Source organism: Vibrio splendidus, assembly GCF_001557875.1.
Classification (GTDB): Bacteria; Pseudomonadota; Gammaproteobacteria; order Enterobacterales; family Vibrionaceae; genus Vibrio; species Vibrio splendidus_F.
The window spans coordinates 248761-269809 of record NZ_LNRF01000001.1 but is presented as its reverse complement, the minus strand read 5'-3'; the positions used below and the strand labels follow the sequence as shown (position 1 = coordinate 269809).

The following is a 21049-nucleotide window of genomic DNA, read 5'->3' as shown; positions in this document are numbered from 1 at the left end:
GAGACAATGAAAACTTTGCTTAGCCGTTCAACTGTATCGCCAGCCAAACTTATTGGTTCACCTGCAAGATTAATCGGCGCAACGCTAATAACGGCAACACTTTCAATGCCAGCGATGGCGAAGGATGCCGATCTTGAATCACTGATTGAAGCTGCTCAAAAAGAGGGCGCGGTTTACAGTGTGGGCATGCCAGACAGTTGGGCAAACTGGAAAGGCACATGGGCTGATCTGAAAGCGAACTACGGTTTGAAGCATCAAGATACAGACATGAGCTCGGCACAAGAGATCTCGAAATTTGAAGCAGAGAAAAGAAACGCAACCGCAGATATCGGTGACGTTGGTTTCGCCTTTGCACGTGTTGCGGTGAAGAAAGACGTGACTCAGCCATACAAGCCAACGACTTGGAATGACATTCCAGACTGGGCGAAAGACAAAGATGGTCACTGGGCTCTGGCTTACACAGGCACTATCTCGTTCATCTCAAACAACAATCTTGTTGAAGATGCACCAAAATCTTGGAGTGACCTACTAGAAGGCGACTACAAAGTTACTGTTGGTGACGTAGGCGTAGCAGCGCAAGCAAACAACGCGATTCTCGCGGCTGCATTTGCTAACGGCGGTGACGAGTCGAACCTAAAGCCTGCGATTAAATTCTTTGGTGAGCTAGCGAAGCAAGGTCGTCTGTCTTACACCGATCCAAGCATCGCGAACCTTGAAAAAGGTGAAGTGGAAGTAGCGATCATGTGGGATTTCAATGCACTGAACTACCGTGACAAGATTGACCGTGAGCGCTTTACTGTAAATATTCCACAAGATGGTTCAGTGATCTCTGGTTACACCACCATCATCAATAAATACGCGAAAAATCCGAATGCGGCGAAGTTAGCTCGTGAATACATCTTCAGCGACCAAGGCCAGATCAACCTAGCAGAAGGTTACGCGCGCCCAATCCGTAGCAACGTGACGCTACCTCAATCAGTACAAGACAAGCTGATCTCGAACGAGCAATACAGCAACGTTCATCCCGTCACTGACTTCTCAGCATGGGAAAAATCAGCACGTCGTCTGCCGCGCCAATGGCAAGAAAGCGTCTTGATTCACCAGCAGTAATCCATATTCAAAACAAGCAACAGAGAATAGACCATGAGCAATAAGGTTATCCTTGTTGTTCTAGATGGACTGAATTATCAGGTAGCCCGTGATTGCATGGGCTACTTGAACGGTCTACTAGAACTGAGTGATTTGCATGATAAGCAAGGCGACTTGCATGAAAAACAGGGCACTTCGCAAATCATAAGCACGCAAAAAAACAAGCTGCGCGCCACACTTTACCCAATGCAGTGTGAACTGCCGTCCATGTCACGCCCACTGTATGAGTGCATTTTAACGGGAGTTCGCCCTGTCGAGAGCGGCATCGTTAACAACCAAATCGTGCGCTTATCGAATCACGAGTCGATCTTTAGCTTGGCTAAATCGCAAGGTAAAGTGACGGCTGCAGCGGCCTATCATTGGGTGAGCGAGTTGTATAACCGAGCGCCATTTGATGCTGTGCGTGACCGCTTTACCAACGATGAGACCATGAACATTCAACATGGCTGTTTCTATCACTGGGATCACTACCCAGATGAAGCCTTGTTCTTGGATGCCGAGCACCTGCGCGTGACTCACCAGCCGGACTTCTTACTGATTCACCCAATGAACATTGACGACATGGGTCACAAGCACGGGTTGGACTCTCGCCAATACCGCAATAGTGCACGTGGCGCGGATATCTACCTATCGAACTACCTTGAGAAATGGGTTGACGATGGTTATCAGGTGATCATCACCAGTGACCACGGCATGAACAATGACTTGTCTCACGGTGGCATTCTGCCTGAAGAGCGTGAAGTGCCATTCTTTGTGATTGGCGATAAGTTCACACACCAAGCCTGTTCAGTGAAACAGACTGATATTTGCGGCAGTGTGTGTCAGCTACTCAACCTTGAACACGATAAATCTTACACTCAGGAATTGTTGGCCCTATGAACAGTTCTGTAATCACGCAGAGCGATGGTTCTGCGCTTAAACCTCAAACCAAATCTTGGTTCAAACGCTTCAAGCCCGCTTTGTGGCTTGCGCCTTTCGCCCTGTTTTTCTATCTGTTCCAGCTGGCACCTATGGTTTGGGTGCTGATCAACAGCTTCTTCTACGACGATGAGCTTTCCTTAGAAAACTATTCTGAAATATTCGACTCTGCTTTCATGATGCAGGCCTTTGGCAACAGTTTATGGTTGTCTATTTGGTCGAGCATTGTTGGCTTGGCGATTGCGACTCTGTTGGTCTCTTCATTGCGCCGAGTTGATTCTAAAATCCGTGATGCGGTGATTGCCTTCACTAACATGAGCAGCAACTTCTCTGGTGTGCCTCTGTCGTTCGCCTTCATCATTATCTTAGGCACTAACGGCGCGATCACCTTATTGCTCAAGCAGTATGGATTGCTGGGGGACTTCGACTTGTACGGTAAGTGGGGCTTGCTGGCGATTTACATCTACTTTCAGATCCCATTAGCGGTTCTATTACTGTATCCAGCGTTTGATGCCTTAAGTGACGACTGGCAAGCTGCCTCAGCACTGCTTGGCGCGAAAACTTGGCAATACTGGACCAAAGTTGCGCTGCCTGTGCTGTCTCCGGCCTTATTTGGCACCTTCATCATCTTGATTGCCAATGCGATTGGCGCCTATGCGAGCGTGTATGCGTTGACCTCGGGTAACTACAACGTGATTACAATTCGAATCGCGAGCTTGGTATCGGGCGACTTGTTCTTAGAGCCAAACCTAGCCGCTGCAATTTCTGTGATTCTGATGGCGATGCTGGCCTTCATCACCGTGATTAACCAATGGCTGATCAGCAAAAGCTACGCAGGGAAGAGAAAGTAATGAACACCGTAAATACTCGCTTTCATAAAACGGTTGTCTATTCGATTGTCGGCATCATGATGATCCCGATCTTGGCGACTTTTATCTACTCGATCTCTTCTCGTTGGGGCGCAACGATCCTGCCGGATGGCTTCACGTTAGATTGGTACATCAACCTGCTGACGGATCCTCGCTTCTTACAAGCTTTTGGTCGTTCACTGTTTATCTGTGTGGCTGCGCTGTCATTGAGTGTGGTGTTGGTTTTACCTGCGATTTTCGTGGTGTTTTACTATTTCCCGAAGCTCGACAAGGTGATGAATATCCTCATCTTATTGCCGTTCGCAGTACCGCCAGTAGTGTCATCGGTTGGCTTGCTTCAATTGTATGCAGACAGCGAGATCTCACTGATAGGCACGCCGTGGATTTTGATTGGTACTTACTTCACCATTGCGCTGCCATTCATGTACCGCGCGATTGCCAACAGCTTTGAAGCGATCAACCTGCACGACTTGATGGACGCTGCTCACCTGCTTGGCGCAAGCACCACCAAGGCGTTCTTGTTGATTATTCTGCCAAACCTTAAGAAAGGCTTAATGGCGTCTCTGTTCTTGTCGTTCTCGTTCCTATTGGGCGAGTTCGTGTTTGCCAATATCTTGGTGGGTACACGTTACGAGACGCTGCAAATCTACCTATACAACATGCGTCAAACCAGTGGCCACTTCACGTCAGCCCTTGTGATGACGTACTTCCTGTTTATTTTCTTACTGACTTGGTTGGCAAGTCGTTTCAGCCAGGGAACAAAATAATGAGCTATGTAAATGCGAAAAACCTCAGCAAGAGCTTTGGTGACAATACAGTGTTTGAAGACATTGAATTTTCAATCGAGAAGGGCGAATTCATTACTCTGCTTGGCCCGAGCGGCTGTGGTAAATCGACTCTACTGCGCAGCTTGGCAGGCCTGAATCCTGTTGATGGCGGCGAGATCTGGGTTAACGGCGAAGAGATTACTCACCAAGTGCCGCAACAGCGTGGCATCGGCATGGTGTTTCAATCTTATGCGCTGTTCCCGAACATGACGGTTGAAGGCAACATTGCGTTTGGCCTCAAGATGAAAAAGCTTGCTGTTGACGAGATTAAACGTGAAGTCGCGAAAGTGATTGGGCTGGTGGACTTAACGGGCAAAGAGAAGTTCTACCCGCATCAGCTTTCGGGAGGTCAGCGTCAGCGTGTTGCCTTGGCAAGAGCCTTGGTGGTCAAGCCGCGTATTCTATTGCTCGATGAACCACTTTCAGCGCTGGATGCCAAGATCCGTAAACATCTACGCCAACAGATCCGAGATATTCAAAAAGAGATGAACCTGACCACGATCTTCGTGACCCACGATCAAGAAGAGGCGATGATCATGTCTGACCGCATCTTCTTGATGAATAAAGGTGAGATCGTACAAGCAGGCACACCCGAAGAGATCTACACTCAACCTGCCAATGAGTTTGTTGCTGGCTTCATGGGGCACTACAATCTGGTGCAAGCGAACAAGGCTAAACAACTGTTTAATATTGAAACCGAATGGAAAGTGGCGATTCGCCCTGAATCTATCTACGTTAAAGAACAAGGCCGACAATATGGCGAACATATCTCCGCGCCGAAAACGGGCACCATTCGTAACCACCAGCTGCTGGGTAACGTGATTCGCTACCAAGTGGATGTCGATGAATGTGAATTAACGGTCGATTTACTTAACCGTTCCTCTGAGCGACTGTTGGCAAACGGCAGCCAACTTGAACTCCTGTTTAACCTTAACGAAATTCAACCTGTGAGAGCCTAAGATGTTCAAACCTTTGTACGTATTTGATATGGATGAAACGCTGATCAATGCTGATGCAGCGATGCTCTGGAATGAGTTCTTGGTTGAAAAGGGCATTGCCACTGCGCCCAACTTTATTGAAGAAGATAAGCGCTTAATGGGCCTGTATTCGGAAGGAAAACTGAACATGGAAGATTACCTCACGTTTTCCATGCAGCCGTTAGCCGATATGCCAACAGAGCAAGTGACTGCCTTGGTGGAAGAGTGTGTTGAACAGCATATTTTGCCTAAACAGTTCAAGCAGTCGAAACCTTTGATTGAGCAGCTTGAGAATGATGATATCGACATGTTGATCATCTCGGCGAGCGTCACTTTTCTAGTAGAAGCTGTGGGACGCAAGATTGGTATCGTGAACGCACTCGGAATTGATTTGGTCGAAAATGACGGCCGTTTCACGTCTCAAATATCAGGTGTGCCAAGCTATCGAGAAGGTAAAGTGACGCGTTTAAAAGAGTGGTTAGACAATCAAGAAACCAACTACTCAGACATTCACTTTTATACGGACTCAATCAACGACTTACCTTTGTGTGAGCACGCTGATTTTGCTTACCTAGTAAACCCATGCCCGCGTTTGAAAGCGTTAGCCGATCAACCGAACTGGTCGATTCTCAACTGGGATTAACGCGATTCTGATATTCGAATTAGGTTCGTTCTAGAATTCATCAAGCCGCTGACTACAGCGGCTTTTTTGTATCATCAGTCTAATGTTTGATTTATCACCTTAGCTGATAAAAGGATGTATGTAACAATTCAATAACATCTCTTGCTCTGCTGTAAATCAAACCACCATCTTTCAATCCCTTGATAGCACTCACTTTGTTGTTGTGAGGTTTTGTGTGTAACAAATATTTTACAACTTGACGGGTTTTTAGCGTGATTGTCCATTTCCTTGCATGCATTCCAATCTGTCGGCTTGTGAGCCAAATTTAATTAAGGACAAAAACCACGTAATACAAAACCAATAGGTACAAGGAGAAAGTTCATGGTGGATACATACAACCCGCTTGGTACGGATGGATTCGAGTTTGTTGAATACACGGCCGTTGACCACAAGGGGATTGAGCAACTTAAAGCGCTGTTTGTGTCACTTGGTTTTGCTGAGATCGCCAAGCATCGTTCAAAAGAGGCTTGGCTGTATCGACAAGGTGACATCAACTTTATCGTTAATGAACAACCACACAGCCAAGCGGCAGCGTTCGCCAAGGTGCATGGGCCATCGGTGTGTGGCATGGCTTTTCGTGTCAACGAAGCAACCGCTGCCATGGAGCAAGCATTCAAGGGCGGTGGTGAAGAGTACAAAACAGAAATAGGGCCGATGGAGCTGAGCATTCCTGCCATTTACGGCATCGGTGAAAGCCTGCTCTATTTTGTGGATCGCTATGGCAAGCAGAGCATCTATGACGTCGATTTCCGATTCTATGACGATGCGGAACAGCGCATGGCCGAAGCCAATGTTGGCTTGTATGAAATCGACCATCTCACGCACAACGTGAAGCAAGGCAATATGGATGTTTGGTCTGGGTTTTATGAGCGCATTGGTAACTTCCGCGAGATTCGTTACTTCGATATCGAAGGTAAGCTGACAGGCCTTGTGAGCCGCGCCATGACCTCACCATGTGGCAAGATTCGCATCCCAATCAATGAGTCTTCAGACGACAAATCACAAATCGAAGAGTTCATCCGCGAATACAACGGTGAAGGCATCCAACACATCGCGCTCGCCACCGATGACATCTACAAAACGGTGAAAACCCTGCGTGATCGCGGTATGGACTTTATGCCAACTCCAGATACCTATTACGAGAAAGTCGACGAGCGTGTGAAGGGCCACGGTGAAGACACCGATCTGCTGCGCGAACTGCGTGTTCTGATTGATGGCGCGCCGACCAAAGACGGCATCTTGCTGCAAATTTTCACACAGACGGTAATTGGGCCTGTGTTCTTTGAAATCATTCAGCGTAAAGGCAACGAAGGTTTTGGCGAAGGCAACTTCAAGGCGCTGTTTGAATCGATTGAAGAGGACCAGATTCGTCGAGGAGTATTAGACGATGCATAAATGGATCTCGTTTCCTCATCGGGAGGGGGTGTGTTCTAAACAAGCGCATGCCGACTTCCCCGAAGAGGCAATCTATGAGCGAGAGGCGGGTCGAAGTGGTTTCTTCGGCCCTGCCGCTCACTTCCATCACCAACATGCCCCAACAGGTTGGTCTGAGTGGGAGGGCGACTTACGCCCTCGCGCTTTTGATTTTACGCTGGTGGACAAAGCCAGCCAGATAACTCCTTGGGCTGTGCCTCATCTTTTGCATAACGCGGACTGCAAGATTCGCGTATGGCGCATGGATGAGAAGATGGATTTCTTGGTACGTAACTCCGATGGCGATGAGCTACTGTTCATTCACCAAGGCAGCGCTGATCTCTATTGTGACTATGGCCATTTAGAAGTGAGTGAAGGGGATTACGTGATGATCCCGCGCTCAACCAATTGGCGCTTGGAGCCAAGCGAACCAATGTTCATCCTGATGATTGAGAACACCGACGCGGCTTATTCCTTGCCAGAGAAGGGCATGGTCGGCAATCACGCGGTGTTTGATCCGGCGGTTCTTGAAATCCCCTCGATCAACGAGCAATTCCGCGCTCAGTACTCCGAAGAGAAAACTCAAGTTCAGGTGAAACGCCACGACAAAGTCAGTGTGATCACTTATCCGTTCAATCCTTTAGACGCGATTGGTTGGCATGGGGATTTGGCTGTAGTGAAAGTGAACTGGCGCGATATCAGACCGCTGATGTCACATCGCTACCACTTGCCACCGTCTGCACACACCACTTTTGTTGGCGCAGGCTTTGTTGTGTGTACCTTTGTGCCGCGCCCGATTGAGAGCGACCCCGGTGCGCTGAAAGTACCGTTCTATCACAACAATGATGATTATGATGAAGTGCTTTTCTATCACGCAGGGGATTTCTTCAGTCGCGACAATATTGAAGCGGGAATGGTGACTTTCCACCCTGCGGGCTTCACTCATGGGCCTCACCCGAAAGCCTTTAAGGCTGGGCAAGCGTATAAGAAAAAGTTCACCGACGAAGTGGCTGTGATGATCGATACTCGCCACGCACTGCAGTTCTCTGACGAACTCGATAGCGTTGAGAACAAAGAATATGTCTACAGTTGGCAAGAGAAGTAAGGGGCAACAAGGATGAAATTAGCAACCAAGAAAAATGGTACTCGCGACGGTCTGTTGATGGTCGTGAGTAGAGACCTCAAACAGTGTGTGCCAGCGACGGAAATTTTCCACGCGATGCATCTGGCGCCAACCATGCAGGTCGCTTTGGATAACTGGGACAGTGTTGCACCTCAGTTAGAGGAGCTATACAACTCGCTTAACACTGGCCATGTGACGGGCAGTGAAGTGTTTTCGCCTCAATATTGTGAATCACCTCTGCCACGCGCTTATCAATGGGCGGATGGCAGCGCGTATGTAAACCACGTTGAGCTGGTGCGTAAGGCTCGTGGTGCTGAAATGCCAGAAAGCTTCTGGGTTGACCCGCTCATGTATCAAGGTGGCTCAGACGCCTTTATCGGGCCACGTGACAATATCGAATTTGCCAGTGACGAATGGGGTATCGATTTCGAGGGTGAAGTTGCGGTTGTCACCGGAGATGTTCCGATGGAAGCCAGTGCTAAGCAAGCGCATGATTCGATTCGTCTGCTGATGTTAGTGAATGATGTGTCGCTGCGTGGTTTGATTCCGGCAGAGCTCGCCAAGGGCTTTGGCTTCTTCCAATCTAAACCCTCTTCAGCGTTCTCTCCGGTTGCCGTTACACCTGACGAGCTAGGTGAGCAGTGGAAAGGCAGTAAGGTACACCTGCCACTGACTTCAACCTACAACGACACGCCTTTTGGCTGCCCGAATGCAGGTGTGGACATGACCTTCAATTTCGCTGAGCTGATTGTCCATGCAGCGAAGACTCGTCCACTGTCGGCTGGCGCAATCATCGGTTCAGGTACGGTATCGAATAAGCAAGGCACTGACCACGGCACCTCAATTGCGGAAGGTGGTGTGGGCTACTCCTGCATTGCTGAAGTACGAATGATAGAGACGATTCGTGATGGCAAGCCGTCGACTCAATTCATGTCGTTTGGTGATTCGATTCGTCTAGAGATGTTCGATGTCGATGGTGACTCGATCTTTGGCGCGATTGACCAAAAAGTCAGTCAATATCGACCACGCTAGTGAGAGCGACAAGAGTAAAGCGAAGAGAGGAATAGTATGGACAAGGGCTCTTTATGAACAAGAAGATCACACTCTATGGTTATTGGCGCTCTTCGGCAGCCTATCGAGTGCGTATTGGGTTGAATCTAAAGCAACTTAGCTATGAGTCGAAATCGGTGCATTTGGTGCGTAATGGCGGCGAGCAGCATGATCCACAATATCGCGAGCTCAATGCCAGTGAATTAGTGCCTGTGCTGGTGGATGGTGACGTTCAACTCAATCAGTCGCTGACGATTTTGCAATACTTGGACGAAACCTATTTGTGTGAGAGCAGCCCAGATACCTTGTTGATTCCTGAGCAAACACCACTGCGCTATCAAGCGTTGGCGATGGCTCAGGATATTGCGATGGAAATTCACCCTCTGAATAACCTGCGCGTGTTGCAGTATTTGGAGAGAAAATTGTCGTGCGAGCAAGAGGAGAAAATGGATTGGCTTCATCACTGGATGAGCCAAGGTTTCCATGCTCTAGAAGAGAAACTAGCGAAGCACAGACAAGCGCACGGCGACTCGGTGTATAGCCTCACGGATTCGCCTTGTATCGTCGATATTTGCTTAGTGCCGCAAGTTTACAATGCCTTGCGATTTGACCTTGATATGTCGCCTTATCCGCTGATTAACTCGATTGTTGCAGCGTGTAACCAGTTGCCTGCGTTCATTGATGCGATGCCAGAGAATCAAGCGGACGCGAATGAGCCCATGTAGATTCACTGATGTAAACGCCAATACTCGGCCCTTGCGCTACCAAAACCGTTTCTGGACAGAAGCGGTTTCCAAAATTAAACATTAGCAACGAGTGAATAGATATAGGTCTGGATAGTTATTCTTTTAGTACTCATAACTACCAGAGATGAATAACAAAACTCGTATTTATAATGTTAATTAAATAGATTAAATTCAGTAAGTGTATGAGTATTTATCCCGTTTAGCACTAATATGACCTAATAAAAAAGCCTCGTTATTAAATAAGAGGCTTTAACCAAGGTTTTATATTGATGGTGATTCTCATTCGAGAACATTAATAATAAATAATACCTTCGCCTTTCGTAATCAGAGTACCAGCTTCATTGGTAATTATTTTATCTAAATCAAATAATGAACCAATCGCCGCATTACCTAATCCAGCTTCAACGAATTTACAAACGGCATCAATTTTTGGCCCCATAGAACCAGCAGGGAATGAAAATTCAGCTAAACCAGCAGGCGTTGCTTGCTTCATTTCTGCTTGGTCTTCTTTACCATAGTTACGGAAAATCGAACCATCGGTTAAGATAATAAATAAGTCGGCATGGATTTTTTCAGCCAGTAATTCAGCCGTAAGATCTTTGTCAATTACGCACTCTACGCCAGTGCTCTTACCCTGTTCAATACTCACGGGAACACCGCCGCCGCCACAAGCAATAACAAGGTTTTCTGTATCTAGAAGTGTTTCAATTTGCTGAATTTCAACAATGTTTTTTGGCATAGGAGAAGGCACAACGCGACGGTAGTATTCGCCATCAGCTTTAAACTGCATTGTGCTTTGAGCCATCAACTCTTTAGCTCGTTGCTCTGTATATACAGGGCCAACAAATTTAGTCGGGTTAGCAAACGCAGGGTCTTTTTTGCATACTTCAGTTTGCGTGACTAGCGTCGCTACGTCTAATTCAGGATCAATGTTTCTGAGCTCTTGCTGTAACATGTAGCCCACCATGCCACAGGTTTGAGAGCCTAGTACATCCATTGGGTACGGGGTCGTCTCTGGTGAGTATTCGCTATAAGCTGCGTTTTGTTCCATCAATAAACCTACTTGTGGGCCATTACCATGAACGATAACAATCTCATGCTCGCGTGCGATCGCGGCAATACTCGCCGCTGATTTTATTATATTTTCACGTTGGTTCTCAGCCGTTAATGCTTGGCCTCTTGCTAAAAGAGCGTTACCGCCTAAAGCTAATACTATGCGCATGATAATGTCTCCGATCATTTAATAATGATTTTATTTTATGTAGGGATTAACCGCTTGTTTATAATTAAATTCAAGCTTATTAATAACAATGACTAGGTTTTTAATTACTCTTAGGTAATTAACATGCCGAGATAGTATGGGAAAATAACCGTTCTAAATGTGATAGCTATCAAATTATCATTTCACTAGAAATGGGCCTGTGTAAACGGAAATTATTATAATTCGATTAAATATCCATAAGCTTGAATACAACCCAGTGGTGGACTGTTTTTTTGTATAAATGATTCGTCTTTAGTGAATATTATCTCAGGCTATAAAATGATTAATTTTCTATTTTTGTTTTAAATATGATGAACAGATCGCATTAAGAGCTTTAGAAAAGGCAGGGGGCCATACTGAGGCGAGGATTCACGAGCTTAAATAGTCGTTTAGATTCGGTTTCAATCGGCTGCCTTTACTCCAGGTATTATCTGACAGCCAAGTGAAAATTCGAGATAGTTAGCCACTTTCTAAGGCTCAATGCTAGAGCGGAACAACGCGTTTTATCTCTTCTAAGACTGCGGCGTTAGCGATTGCTCCGAGGTTTTCTACATCCTTACCATTTACTACCTGTTTCACCGCTAATTCCACCAGTTTTCCTGAACGTGTCTTTGGCACATCGCTGATAGTAAAAATTTGGCTAGGTACATGCCTTGGTGAGCACGATGACTTGAGTTTGTTCTTAATTGTTGTCACCAACTGGTCATCTAACGCTACGCCTTGCTGCAACTGAACAAACAGCCATATCTGCTCATTGCGGTCGACATATTTACCAACGGCGATGGAATCAACAACGCCCTCAATAGTGTTCACTTGCTGATAGATCTCGGCAGTCCCAATTCTTACCCCTCCGGGGTTGAGTGTGGTGTCGCCTCGTCCATAGAATAGATAGCCGCCATGCGCGCTCTGTGCGACTTCGTCACCGTGATGCCACACATTATCGAACCTGTCCCAATAAGTGCTGTGGTAGCGCTCTCCTGTGTCATTCCAGAAGCCAACAGGGAAATTGGGTAGGGAATTCGTACACACCAGTTCGCCGCGTTCGTGATTGACCTTGTGGCCAGACGAATTGAACACCTTGATATCGACCCCGAGCCCTGCCTGTTGGCACTCACCGCGATACACAGGCGAGATAGGGTTACCTAATACAAAGCAGCCACAAATATCAGTACCACCAGAAATGGACGCCAAATGCAGGTCTTGCTTGATGTGTTTGTAGACATAATCGAACTGCTCTGGGTAGAGCACTGAGCCTGTCGAGCACAGTGTTCTTAATTGAGGCAGAGAGTGACTATCGATAGGTGAGAGTTCCGCCTTCTCAATCGCTTCTAGGTACTTGGCTGAGGTACCAAACAGCGACACATTCGCGCGCTGTGCCAAGTCCCATTGTACATTGGGTTGCGGATAAACCGGGCTACCATCAAAGATCACCAAACAGGCACCGCTCGCGAGTGCAGAGACATGCCAGTTCCACATCATCCAACCACAAGTGGTGTAGTAGAACACGCGATCTCTCGGTTTAATATCGCAATGAAGCTGATGCTCTTTTAGGTGGTTGATGATGGTGCCACCAACAGAATGCACAATACATTTTGGCTTGCCCGTTGTGCCGGAAGAGTAGAGCACAAACAGTGGTTCATTGAAGCCGACACGAGTAAATCGAAGAGGTTTTGGCTGATACTGATTGATGATGCTGTGCCAGCTTTGGAGTGACACGTCATGCTCAAAATCATTGTTCTTTAAATAGCCGATCTGACACACCTGCTTTAATTCGTTTAAGTGATCGATGATTTCACGGTTCTTGTCCGTCATATCGAACATTTTGCCATTGAAGGTGTAGCCATCACAGGTGAACAGCACCTTGGGTTTCACTTGGCCAAATCGCTCAATCACACTCTCGACGCCAAAATCAGGCGAGGTTGACGTCCAAATCGCGCCTAAGCTAGTGGTCGCCAGCATTGCAATCACGGTTTGAGGAAGATAAGGCGTATAAGCAGCAACCACATCACCTTGCCTCACGCCGCTATCGACAAGCCATTGTTGAGCGCAAGAGACAGCTTCACATAGGGCTTTCCATGTATAACTCTGCTGTTCGCCACGCTCATTCTCAAACCAAATCGCAATCTCGTTTGGCAACGTTTTTGCTGAATGCAGCAAGTTTTCGGCGTAGTTAAGTTGAGCATTCGGAAACCACACTGTATCTCGATTCGATTTCGGCTGTTGCCAGCGGCTCTCACCTTGAGTTTTGATGTGCTTGCTTTCTACCCTGTTAATACAGTCTTGCGAACCCACCATGCCACAAAACTGCCACACGTTATGCCAAAACGACTCCGGCTGCCCCACAGACCATTGATGAAGCTCCGTGTAGTTTTTCAATTTCCGCTCGAATACGCCCTGCTGATCGAGGTTATCCATAAATCGGGTTACGTTGGCGTGTGCGATACGCTGGTCGCTAGGTTGCCAAATTGGCTTATTGCTCTCGTGCATTCCTTTACCTTTAACAAAAAGTTAACGATTTCAGTCTGGTATTTAGGTTTTACAAAGTCAAAAGATCAGCCAAATAAGGGGGGGGTGGAATTGTGTAAATAAAATGTTACACGGGCGCCTATTTAGAAAAGTCGTGCAAATTGGCGGATATAAGGAGTGGAGATAGGCTTAAAGTGAGACATTCGAAAGGAGGTGTGTAATGACTCAATATCATTCTAAGCCCGTGAGCCAAGAGGGATGGGTTGAGTGGAGCCTCGAAGAAGACGCCATTTGGCATGACTTAGTGAAAAGGCAACTGGACGTCATTAATGACCGCGCATGCGATGCTTATTTGCACGGTTTGACCCTGCTGGATCTGCCATTAGACAGAGTTCCCCAGCTTCCAGAGATAAACAAAGTGCTAATGGAAACAACAGGTTGGCAAGTTCAACCTGTGCCTGCATTGATCGATTTCGACCGATTCTTTGATTTGCTCGCCAATAAGAAATTCCCGGTTGCGACATTTTTGAGAACGCGAGACGAGTTCGATTACTTACAAGAACCTGATTTCTTTCATGAAATTTTCGGCCACTGTGCCATGCTCACTAATTCTGATTTCGCAGCATTCACTGAGCATTATGGAAAACTAGGCCAAGCGGCGACATCCAAACAGCGTGCTTATCTGGCCCGTTTGTATTGGTTTACGGTCGAGTTCGGTTTAGTAAAAGAAGGCCAACAACTGAAAATCTATGGCGGTGGCATTCTTTCGTCTCCGGCGGAAACCATGTACGCATTGGGCGGTGATTTGGTGGTTCGTGAGCGGTTCGATCTTCAAACGGTGTTAAGAACGCCTTATCGAATCGACATCATGCAGCCGAAATATTATGTAATCGACGAGCTATCTGAGCTCTTCAACATCAGTCAGGAAAACCTATTACAGCAAGCTGATCTCGCCATAGACGCGGGGTTACTACCACCACTTTTTGAACCCAAGGAACCGACACATGTTGAATGAACAAAAATGCGAAGCCTGCAGTATCGATGCGATTGCACTCAGTAAAGATGAGCAACAATCTTTACTGTTGGAGTTGTCTGATTGGCAGATCATGGAAAGAGACGGCATCCCGCAGCTTGAGAAGGTGTTTAAGTTTAAGAACTACAAACAAGCATGGGTATTCAGCAACAAAGTGTCAGAGTTGGCAGAAGAAGAGTTCCATCACCCTTCGATCTTATTGGAGTGGGGCAAAGTCACCGTCACTTGGTGGAGCCATTCAATTAAAGGCCTGCACAAGAATGACTTCATCTGCGCCTCACGTTGCGATGTGTTTGCCGCGAGTGAGTAGTTTTGTAGGTTAGGGGTTACTCCTGCAACCTTAGTGATGTGATTACCTCATTATTCGGCTCATTAGGTGAGTCGAATACGTCACACTTTCTCATCATGGGGCGCAACTTCTCTCAAACTAGCTTGACCTGCATCAGCGACTTGCTTGGTTTCGGGTCTCATAAACCCTTTCTGTTACTCATAGTATTGGTTTTATGAGGCTGCTCTATGATATATTTCTCGGCCAAGTGTATTACAGACGAAGGCTAGCAATGTCTATCAACCTTTCACTCCTTCCACCCAGCGAGAAAAATAAAATCGAACTGGATAAGCAAGCATCGTTTCTTGTATGGAAACTGAAGCAAGCGAAATGTGGCCCTGAAGCCATTGTTGAAGAAGCAATGAAGCTAGGTGACCCAGAAGAAAAGGCTTGGTTTGATCAGTCTGTAGAAAAATACAAACGGGTAATGGGTGTCGCATAAACGCAGACAAACCTTGCCCAGCAGTGCTGTAGAATTGAAATGACACAGTAATTTGCTAGAATTTGCACCGTTAATTGAATCAGAGAGAAGATCCCGATGGGAAGAAGTTTTGAAGTGCGCAAGGCCTCAATGGCGAAAACTGCAGGCGCAAAAATTAAAGTTTATTCTAAATACGGTAAAGAGATTTACGTACTGGCTAAGAACGGCAGCTCTGACCCAGACATGAACCTACCTCTTAAGCACCTGATTGCTAAAGCGAAGAAAGACCAAGTACCAGCTCACGTTATCGACAAAGCGATCGATAAAGCGAACGGCGGCGGCGGTGAAGACTTCCAACCAGCTCGTTACGAAGGTTTTGGCCCAGGTGGCACAAGCGTAATCGTTGACTGTCTAACTGACAACGGCAACCGTACTTTCCAAGACGTTCGCCAATGTTTCGTTAAGACTGGCGCGAAAATCGGTGTTGAAGGTACTGTTTCTCACATGTTCGCTCACCAAGCTGTATTCCAGTTCAAAGGCGAAGATGACGAGATCATTCTAGAAACGCTAATGATGGAAGACGTAGACGTGACTGACGTTGAGCTAGAAGACGGTGTTATCACTGTATTCGCTCCAACGACTGAGTTCTTCAAAACGAAGACTGCACTAAACACTGCGTTCCCAGAGCTAACTCTAGACGTTGAGGAAATCACTTTCGTTCCTCAAACGACTACGCCAGTAGCTGAAGAAGATTCTGAGAAGTTCCAGAAGTTCTTAGACATGCTTGACGACTGTGATGATGTTCAGCAGGTTTACCACAACGCTGAGCTGTAATCTTTACAGTAACAACAGTTATTAAAAAACCGAGCCTAGTGCTCGGTTTTTTTATGGATATAACTAAAAGGTTAGAGGAGCGTATTGCAAAATGGTCTGTATGTTTCTAAAGAAGAGTATTGTCAGTCGCATTACCCCTTTCTTCCCTTGATCATCGTTCCATGATCTATAAATTAACAAAGCGTTCTCGGGCGACAGATCCATGCTGATAGTTTCCTAATCAAAGGGAGCACGGTGAGGTTGAGCGTGATGGCACACGGCCAAGCAATGAAAAAGCTTTGCATCCAGATTGGCGGCCACTCGGGGCTGAATCCCATTTTGTAGCCAGAAATCAACCCAGACATGATGGTCGCCATGGTCAGTGAAGATAAAATCGCGGTTACCCAAAATTGCTTGTTGTTCATACTGTGCTTCTCCCGTGATTTTCTGTTATTGATGGGATAAGGTTATATCTATCCATTAATGAGAAAAATAGGCACATGTAGAAGTATGAATTCCATATTTGGAAACATTGATGATCTGTTCTTATTCTGTGCAGTGGTTGAAGAGGGCTCTTTGCTATCGGCTTCGAAACGGCTCCAATTGCCTGTGTCGACAATGTCGCGTCGGTTAACTGCATTGGAAGATCGCCTCAATATCCGACTTTTAGAAAAGAAAGGTCGTGAGCTGGTGGCCACCAAAGACGGTGAGGCGGCTTTTTCTGCACTGAGCAGCGGCATGGAGTCTATCCATCAAGGCTTTAATAGCTTGCTGGAAGAGCGTGACGCTATCCAAGGTAAGATAAAGCTCGCCGTGCCTCATAACTTCTACAGTGGCTTTCTACGGTCGACGGTAGAGCAATTCCTCACTGAATATCCAAACGTTCAGCTCGACCTAACCCTGAGCCAGCAGCAGCTTATTCCACAGACCGATCGTGACTTACTGATCACATTTAAGATCTCGGATATGGAAGGCATGATTGCTCGACCACTTTTCAAAGCCAAACACGGATTTTTCGCGAGTCGGGAATACTTAGATTCGCGTGAAACAATAGAAAAGCCGGACGACCTAGAGCTTCAAGATTGGATTAACGTCGATGATGTGTTTGATATGCCGCTCTACAAGTCCGACAGCTTAGAGCAGATGATCACGATTAAACCTAAGTTTATTGTCAACGATATTCATGCGGTGGCAGCCGCGGCACAAAAAGGCTTGGGGCTTGCTTCATTGCCTTTTCGTCATGTCTCCCCAGACATGAATTTGATTCAAGTGCTGCCTGAATATCATCGGGGTGATCGCCAAGCATATTTAGTGTACAAAGAAAGAAAATATCAGCCAAAGGCTTTGACCCTGCTTATTGATGCATTGATTGAGAGTGTTCGATCTTTTCATAGCGATGGTTTGGTCAAATAAAAGGAGAAAGAAATGAAAGTAAGTTTTATAGGGCTAGGCGTTATGGGTTTCCCAATGGCAGGTCACCTAGTCAAAGCCGGTTTCGAAGTAACGGTATTTAACCGTACTCACAGCAAAGCGCTAGACTGGGCTGATAAACACCAAGGTAAAGCGGCAGAATCTGTGGCTGAATGTGTCGCTGAAGCTGACGTGGTTTTGGTTTGTGTAGGTAACGATGACGACGTGCGCAGCATGACAACCAGTGAAGCAGGCGCACTGGCTGCAATGAAGCCAAACGCGATTCTTGTCGATCACACCACAACATCTGCAGTTCTTTCTGAAGAGCTTGAAGTAGCTGCGAAGCAAGCAGGTGTTCGCTTTATGGATGCACCAGTATCTGGTGGCCAAGCGGGCGCAGAAAATGGCGTGCTAACCATTATGTGTGGCGGCGAACAAGCGCTTTTTAATGATCTTCAACCTGTGTTCAAAGCTTACGGTAAATCGTCAGTTCTGATGGGTAAAGTCGGCCAAGGCCAACGTGCGAAAATGGTTAACCAGATCTGCATTGCAGGTGTATTGAATGGTCTTTCTGAAGGCTTAGTACTTGCAGAGAAATCAGGTTTGGATATCCCAACTCTGGTTGATTGCCTTAAAAACGGCGCAGCTGGTTCATGGCAGATGGAAAATCGCGCGACCACAATGGCGCAAGACAAGTTCGATTTTGGCTTCGCAATTGATTGGATGATCAAAGACTTAGGATTCTGCTTAGATGAAGCAGAACGCCAAGGCATCCAACTTCCTTTGACGGAAAAGACCAACAACGCATACAAGGCACTGTCTGCCGAAGGACAAGGCCGCATGGATACATCAGTATTGATGAAAGCCGTGGTTGAAGAGACAAAGAAGTAGAAAGATCGAAGTAATAGAAACTTCGTTTAGATAACTAAAAATAGCCGCTGATTAGCGGCTATTTTTGTTTGGGTTGTGCTTTGGTGAATTCCCAGTCTTCGTATAGAAGAATAGGCAAATTGCTAGCTCTGAGGCTCTCAATTGGGCAAACATGCTTACTTAAAGTTTGCCGGCATTATAATTCAGAGACATCCGCAAAGATTTTATATTGATGTATCAACCCCTGATTGAAAGATAAGAAAGTCGCGAACTTAGCGGCATAGGTGCTGCCATTCAGGCGCACATAGTCAACTTGCCCCTCACATGCAACAGTATTATCGTTTACGTAGATTCCAGAAAACGTATGCGTCATTGATTCAATTGATCCAAAGAACGCTGCGTTGACCGCTTCGACAGCTGGCTTTCCTACTACTGGTGCGGCGTTCGAAAAATGAAACGACACGTCATCATGCAGTAGTGCCATTAGGGCGTGGACATCCTTTTGGTCGACGATTTGATATAGATGTTTTGTCTGTTCGATTAATGGTGACATAGCAGTTGCTCCTTTGAATTTGAACTAATTTGGATTTGAACGAGATTAAGATTTAGCGTGATTAAATAAGTACAGGCTTATCAACAACAGTATTACGGCTGCGATCAATTGCAGCGTTAATGGCTCGCCATACCACGTGATCCCAATGGAAACGCCGACGACGGTCACCACATTTCCCACTTGGCTAAAGCCCAGCCCATCGGTGATTCGCTGAAAACGAAACGTCAGTAAATAACTGAGTGCTGATAAGCTTGCCATGAGCGCGAGTACGCCAGTTCCGTTTGGAATGAATTCACCATCGACCGCATGAGTAAACGGAAGCCATATCATGCTCTGAAGTGTCAGCATGCCAGCAGCTAGAACAATTGGATTGGCAAGAGGGGGGAACGCGCGACTACGATAGATATTGCCAGCAGCCAAAAATATGGGTACGAGTAGCGCAATGGCCAGCGCTGACCAAGGAGATGACGTGTTCATTTGTGGTGACAAAGTCACAGAGAGTGCGGCAACGACCCCAACCATGATCCCGAGTACTTTTCGCCAGGTTAACGAGGAGCCTCGAAAAGGTAAGGTGAATAACAAGGTAAAGATGGGCGACAAAGTGACGAGTACACTGAACGTACTGGTATTGAGAGATTGTAGGGCATAGGTTGACGCTAGATTAGGAATTGCGACGCCCAGTAAACCAGCCCAAAGATAATAACGGTAATGCACCAATGCCGTTCGGTTGAGCTGACCTCGCATAACCAATAACGTCATCAACAATATAGCTGCACCTGCCATCGGTATAATCGCGACATCAATCGGTGGAATGCCAATGGTCACAGCATATTTGGCTAACGCAAAATTCACGGCGACAAGACTGCCAATGCTGACCACGTATAGCGGAGACTGGAATTGTCGACCGATACCATTAATGTGCCTTTTTGCCGCTGCCGGTTTTATCAGTGATTTCATGTCTTACTCTATTGTTGAAGTCGATGAAATCAGCATAATAGACCTAGATTGATTAGAGAATAGGCTCTACACTCTCCATACTGTATCCAAATTGGCGACAATCATGCAGCACTTAGACGCTATTCCCTATTTCCTTGCGGTGGTAAAACAATCGAGCTTTTCGGGCGCAGCGCGTGAACTGGGCGTGTCACGTTCGGCGGTCAACAAACGGGTGATCCAACTGGAGTCGAGCCTTGGAGTGCGTTTGCTGCATCGTACTACACGCCAAGTATCGCTTACTGAATCTGGTGAGCAGTTTTACGATCACCTCACCAAAGCCAATTATTGGCTGCAAAAAGCTGAAGATGCTGCAACCAGTCAGCAACATCAGGCAATTGGCACATTGCGGGTTAGTGCACCAATGTCTTTTGGTCGTCTGATATTAGCCCCTCTCATCCCACAATTTCTCAAACGTTATCCTCATATTCACATCGACATGACGATGGATGATGGTTACGTCGATATTGTCGAAGGAGGATTCGACGTCACGATTCGAGCTGGGGATTTAAATGACTCGAGTTTAGTGGCGAAGCGGTTAACCAGCGTCCGTAGCGTTATCTGCGCCTCGCCTACGTATTTTGATGAGAATGGTTTGTCCATGCCAACCGAGGTCTGCGAACTCAGTGCACACAACGCTTTGCTCTATCGTCATACATCTGAGAGTACCGAGTGGTTTTTTGGTCACCAAGATCAGGTGACCAGTGTTGTAGTGAAAGGCAATTACCGAGTCAACAACAGCGAAGCATTACTGTGTGCGACCATGGCAGGGCTTGGGATCGCTAGGCTTCCCGACTTTATTGCCAATGCGCCTATTCAGTCTGGGAAATTGCTGCCCTTGCTACCTAACTATCTGATGCCAGAGAAGAATGTCTATGCATTGTTTCCTGAGCGAGATCCAATGCCACTCAAACTACGACTGTTCATCGATTTCCTTGCAGCTTCGCTCAATGATCGCTGAAAGTTTACGAAGTTGATAAGAGGCTTTAGGCGTACCTAGCCTTTTTATCTTTTCACTACTTGTGCTTTTTGTTCCCACCACTCACGCCCCGACTCAACCATTCACTCCTTGTTATTACCATTCGTCGCATTGATAAAATTGCACGACAATTTCTAGTTAACCTTTCAACGTCAACATTTGAAAGGG

Annotated in this window: 23 protein-coding genes; 17 read left to right on the top strand and 6 right to left on the bottom strand. The window is 46.6% G+C overall.

The window, feature by feature from the left end; translation table 11 throughout:
• Positions 1-6: 6 nt before the first annotated feature.
• The 6 genes from ATB74_RS01180 to ATB74_RS01155 are packed head-to-tail and all read left to right on the top strand — an operon-like array spanning position 7 to position 5383.
• Entirely contained in the window at positions 7-1110 is a 1104-nt protein-coding gene (locus ATB74_RS01180) for an ABC transporter substrate-binding protein (protein ID WP_061015945.1), read from the top strand.
• Between the two features lie 33 nt (positions 1111-1143).
• Positions 1144-2028 carry an alkaline phosphatase family protein gene (locus ATB74_RS01175; RefSeq protein ID WP_061015944.1) on the top strand — a complete coding sequence of 295 codons (885 nt, stop codon included), beginning with the start codon at positions 1144-1146 and terminating at the stop codon, positions 2026-2028.
• Entirely contained in the window at positions 2025-2918 is an 894-nt protein-coding gene (locus tag ATB74_RS01170; RefSeq protein WP_061015942.1) for an ABC transporter permease, read from the top strand. The genes ATB74_RS01175 and ATB74_RS01170 overlap by 4 nt, the downstream gene beginning before the upstream one ends.
• Complete coding sequence (locus ATB74_RS01165) at positions 2918-3703, top strand: ABC transporter permease (protein WP_004732591.1); 786 nt, start codon at positions 2918-2920, stop codon at positions 3701-3703. The genes ATB74_RS01170 and ATB74_RS01165 overlap by 1 nt, the downstream gene beginning before the upstream one ends.
• On the top strand, positions 3703-4722 hold the full coding sequence (locus ATB74_RS01160; RefSeq protein WP_061015940.1) for an ABC transporter ATP-binding protein: 1020 nt from the start codon (positions 3703-3705) through the stop codon (positions 4720-4722). The genes ATB74_RS01165 and ATB74_RS01160 overlap by 1 nt, the downstream gene beginning before the upstream one ends.
• 1 nt (position 4723) lies before the next feature.
• On the top strand, positions 4724-5383 hold the full coding sequence (locus ATB74_RS01155) for an HAD family hydrolase (RefSeq protein WP_061015938.1): 660 nt from the start codon (positions 4724-4726) through the stop codon (positions 5381-5383).
• A gap of 94 nt (positions 5384-5477) precedes the next feature.
• Here ATB74_RS01155 and ATB74_RS24355 read toward each other — a convergent pair whose 3' ends face one another.
• Positions 5478-5660 (bottom strand): hypothetical protein, encoded by a 183-nt coding sequence (locus tag ATB74_RS24355; RefSeq protein WP_081090042.1) that lies wholly within the window; start codon positions 5658-5660, stop codon positions 5478-5480.
• An 83-nt stretch (positions 5661-5743) separates the two neighbouring features.
• Here ATB74_RS24355 and hppD point away from each other — a divergent pair, with 83 nt between their 5' ends.
• Genes hppD through maiA form a run of 4 tightly spaced genes read left to right on the top strand, consistent with a single transcriptional unit; the run spans position 5744 to position 9733 of the window.
• On the top strand, positions 5744-6817 hold the full coding sequence (hppD, locus tag ATB74_RS01150; protein WP_061015936.1) for a 4-hydroxyphenylpyruvate dioxygenase: 1074 nt from the start codon (positions 5744-5746) through the stop codon (positions 6815-6817).
• A complete protein-coding gene (locus tag ATB74_RS01145; protein WP_061015933.1) occupies positions 6810-7940 on the top strand; it encodes a homogentisate 1,2-dioxygenase in 1131 nt (376 codons plus the stop codon). The genes hppD and ATB74_RS01145 overlap by 8 nt, the downstream gene beginning before the upstream one ends.
• 12 nt (positions 7941-7952) lie before the next feature.
• A complete protein-coding gene (locus tag ATB74_RS01140) occupies positions 7953-8990 on the top strand; it encodes a fumarylacetoacetate hydrolase family protein (protein WP_061015931.1) in 1038 nt (345 codons plus the stop codon).
• 53 nt (positions 8991-9043) lie between these two features.
• Complete coding sequence (gene maiA, locus ATB74_RS01135) at positions 9044-9733, top strand: maleylacetoacetate isomerase (RefSeq protein WP_061015929.1); 690 nt, start codon at positions 9044-9046, stop codon at positions 9731-9733.
• A gap of 313 nt (positions 9734-10046) precedes the next feature.
• On the opposite strand, the gene ATB74_RS01130 is transcribed toward maiA, so the two are convergent.
• Entirely contained in the window at positions 10047-10976 is a 930-nt protein-coding gene (locus ATB74_RS01130; protein ID WP_061015927.1) for a carbamate kinase, read from the bottom strand.
• Between the two features lie 522 nt (positions 10977-11498).
• On the bottom strand, positions 11499-13502 hold the full coding sequence (locus ATB74_RS01125) for an acetoacetate--CoA ligase (protein ID WP_061015926.1): 2004 nt from the start codon (positions 13500-13502) through the stop codon (positions 11499-11501).
• Positions 13503-13701: 199 nt separating this feature from the next.
• Between ATB74_RS01125 and phhA the strand changes: the two genes are divergently transcribed.
• The 4 genes from phhA (at position 13702) to ATB74_RS01105 (ending at position 16097) form a co-directional block, all read left to right on the top strand.
• Positions 13702-14496, top strand: a complete 795-nt coding sequence (gene phhA / locus ATB74_RS01120) for a phenylalanine 4-monooxygenase (RefSeq protein WP_060980841.1) — start codon at positions 13702-13704, stop codon at positions 14494-14496.
• On the top strand, positions 14486-14824 hold the full coding sequence (locus tag ATB74_RS01115; RefSeq protein ID WP_061015924.1) for a 4a-hydroxytetrahydrobiopterin dehydratase: 339 nt from the start codon (positions 14486-14488) through the stop codon (positions 14822-14824). Before phhA ends, ATB74_RS01115 begins: the two co-directional genes overlap by 11 nt.
• A gap of 250 nt (positions 14825-15074) precedes the next feature.
• Positions 15075-15284 carry a DUF3283 family protein gene (locus ATB74_RS01110; RefSeq protein ID WP_004732615.1) on the top strand — a complete coding sequence of 70 codons (210 nt, stop codon included), beginning with the start codon at positions 15075-15077 and terminating at the stop codon, positions 15282-15284.
• Between the two features lie 96 nt (positions 15285-15380).
• The gene (locus ATB74_RS01105; RefSeq protein WP_017057670.1) at positions 15381-16097 is read left to right on the top strand and encodes a YebC/PmpR family DNA-binding transcriptional regulator; all 717 of its coding nucleotides are present in this window, start codon (positions 15381-15383) and stop codon (positions 16095-16097) included.
• Between the two features lie 173 nt (positions 16098-16270).
• On the opposite strand, the gene ATB74_RS01100 is transcribed toward ATB74_RS01105, so the two are convergent.
• Entirely contained in the window at positions 16271-16501 is a 231-nt protein-coding gene (locus tag ATB74_RS01100; RefSeq protein WP_061015922.1) for a DUF2798 domain-containing protein, read from the bottom strand.
• Positions 16502-16586: 85 nt separating this feature from the next.
• On the opposite strand from ATB74_RS01100, the gene ATB74_RS01095 reads away from it, so the two are divergent.
• Both ATB74_RS01095 and ATB74_RS01090 read left to right on the top strand, forming a co-directional pair.
• The gene (locus tag ATB74_RS01095) at positions 16587-17489 is read left to right on the top strand and encodes a LysR family transcriptional regulator (RefSeq protein WP_061015920.1); all 903 of its coding nucleotides are present in this window, start codon (positions 16587-16589) and stop codon (positions 17487-17489) included.
• Between the two features lie 12 nt (positions 17490-17501).
• Entirely contained in the window at positions 17502-18377 is an 876-nt protein-coding gene (locus ATB74_RS01090) for an NAD(P)-dependent oxidoreductase (RefSeq protein WP_061015918.1), read from the top strand.
• 175 nt (positions 18378-18552) lie between these two features.
• On the opposite strand, the gene ATB74_RS01085 is transcribed toward ATB74_RS01090, so the two are convergent.
• Together ATB74_RS01085 and ATB74_RS01080 are read right to left on the bottom strand one after the other, a co-directional pair.
• The gene (locus ATB74_RS01085) at positions 18553-18909 is read right to left on the bottom strand and encodes a nuclear transport factor 2 family protein (protein ID WP_061015917.1); all 357 of its coding nucleotides are present in this window, start codon (positions 18907-18909) and stop codon (positions 18553-18555) included.
• A gap of 45 nt (positions 18910-18954) precedes the next feature.
• Positions 18955-19866 (bottom strand): DMT family transporter, encoded by a 912-nt coding sequence (locus ATB74_RS01080; RefSeq protein WP_061015915.1) that lies wholly within the window; start codon positions 19864-19866, stop codon positions 18955-18957.
• Positions 19867-19969: 103 nt separating this feature from the next.
• Between ATB74_RS01080 and ATB74_RS01075 the strand changes: the two genes are divergently transcribed.
• The gene (locus ATB74_RS01075; RefSeq protein ID WP_061015912.1) at positions 19970-20863 is read left to right on the top strand and encodes a LysR family transcriptional regulator; all 894 of its coding nucleotides are present in this window, start codon (positions 19970-19972) and stop codon (positions 20861-20863) included.
• Positions 20864-21049 lie beyond the last annotated feature (186 nt).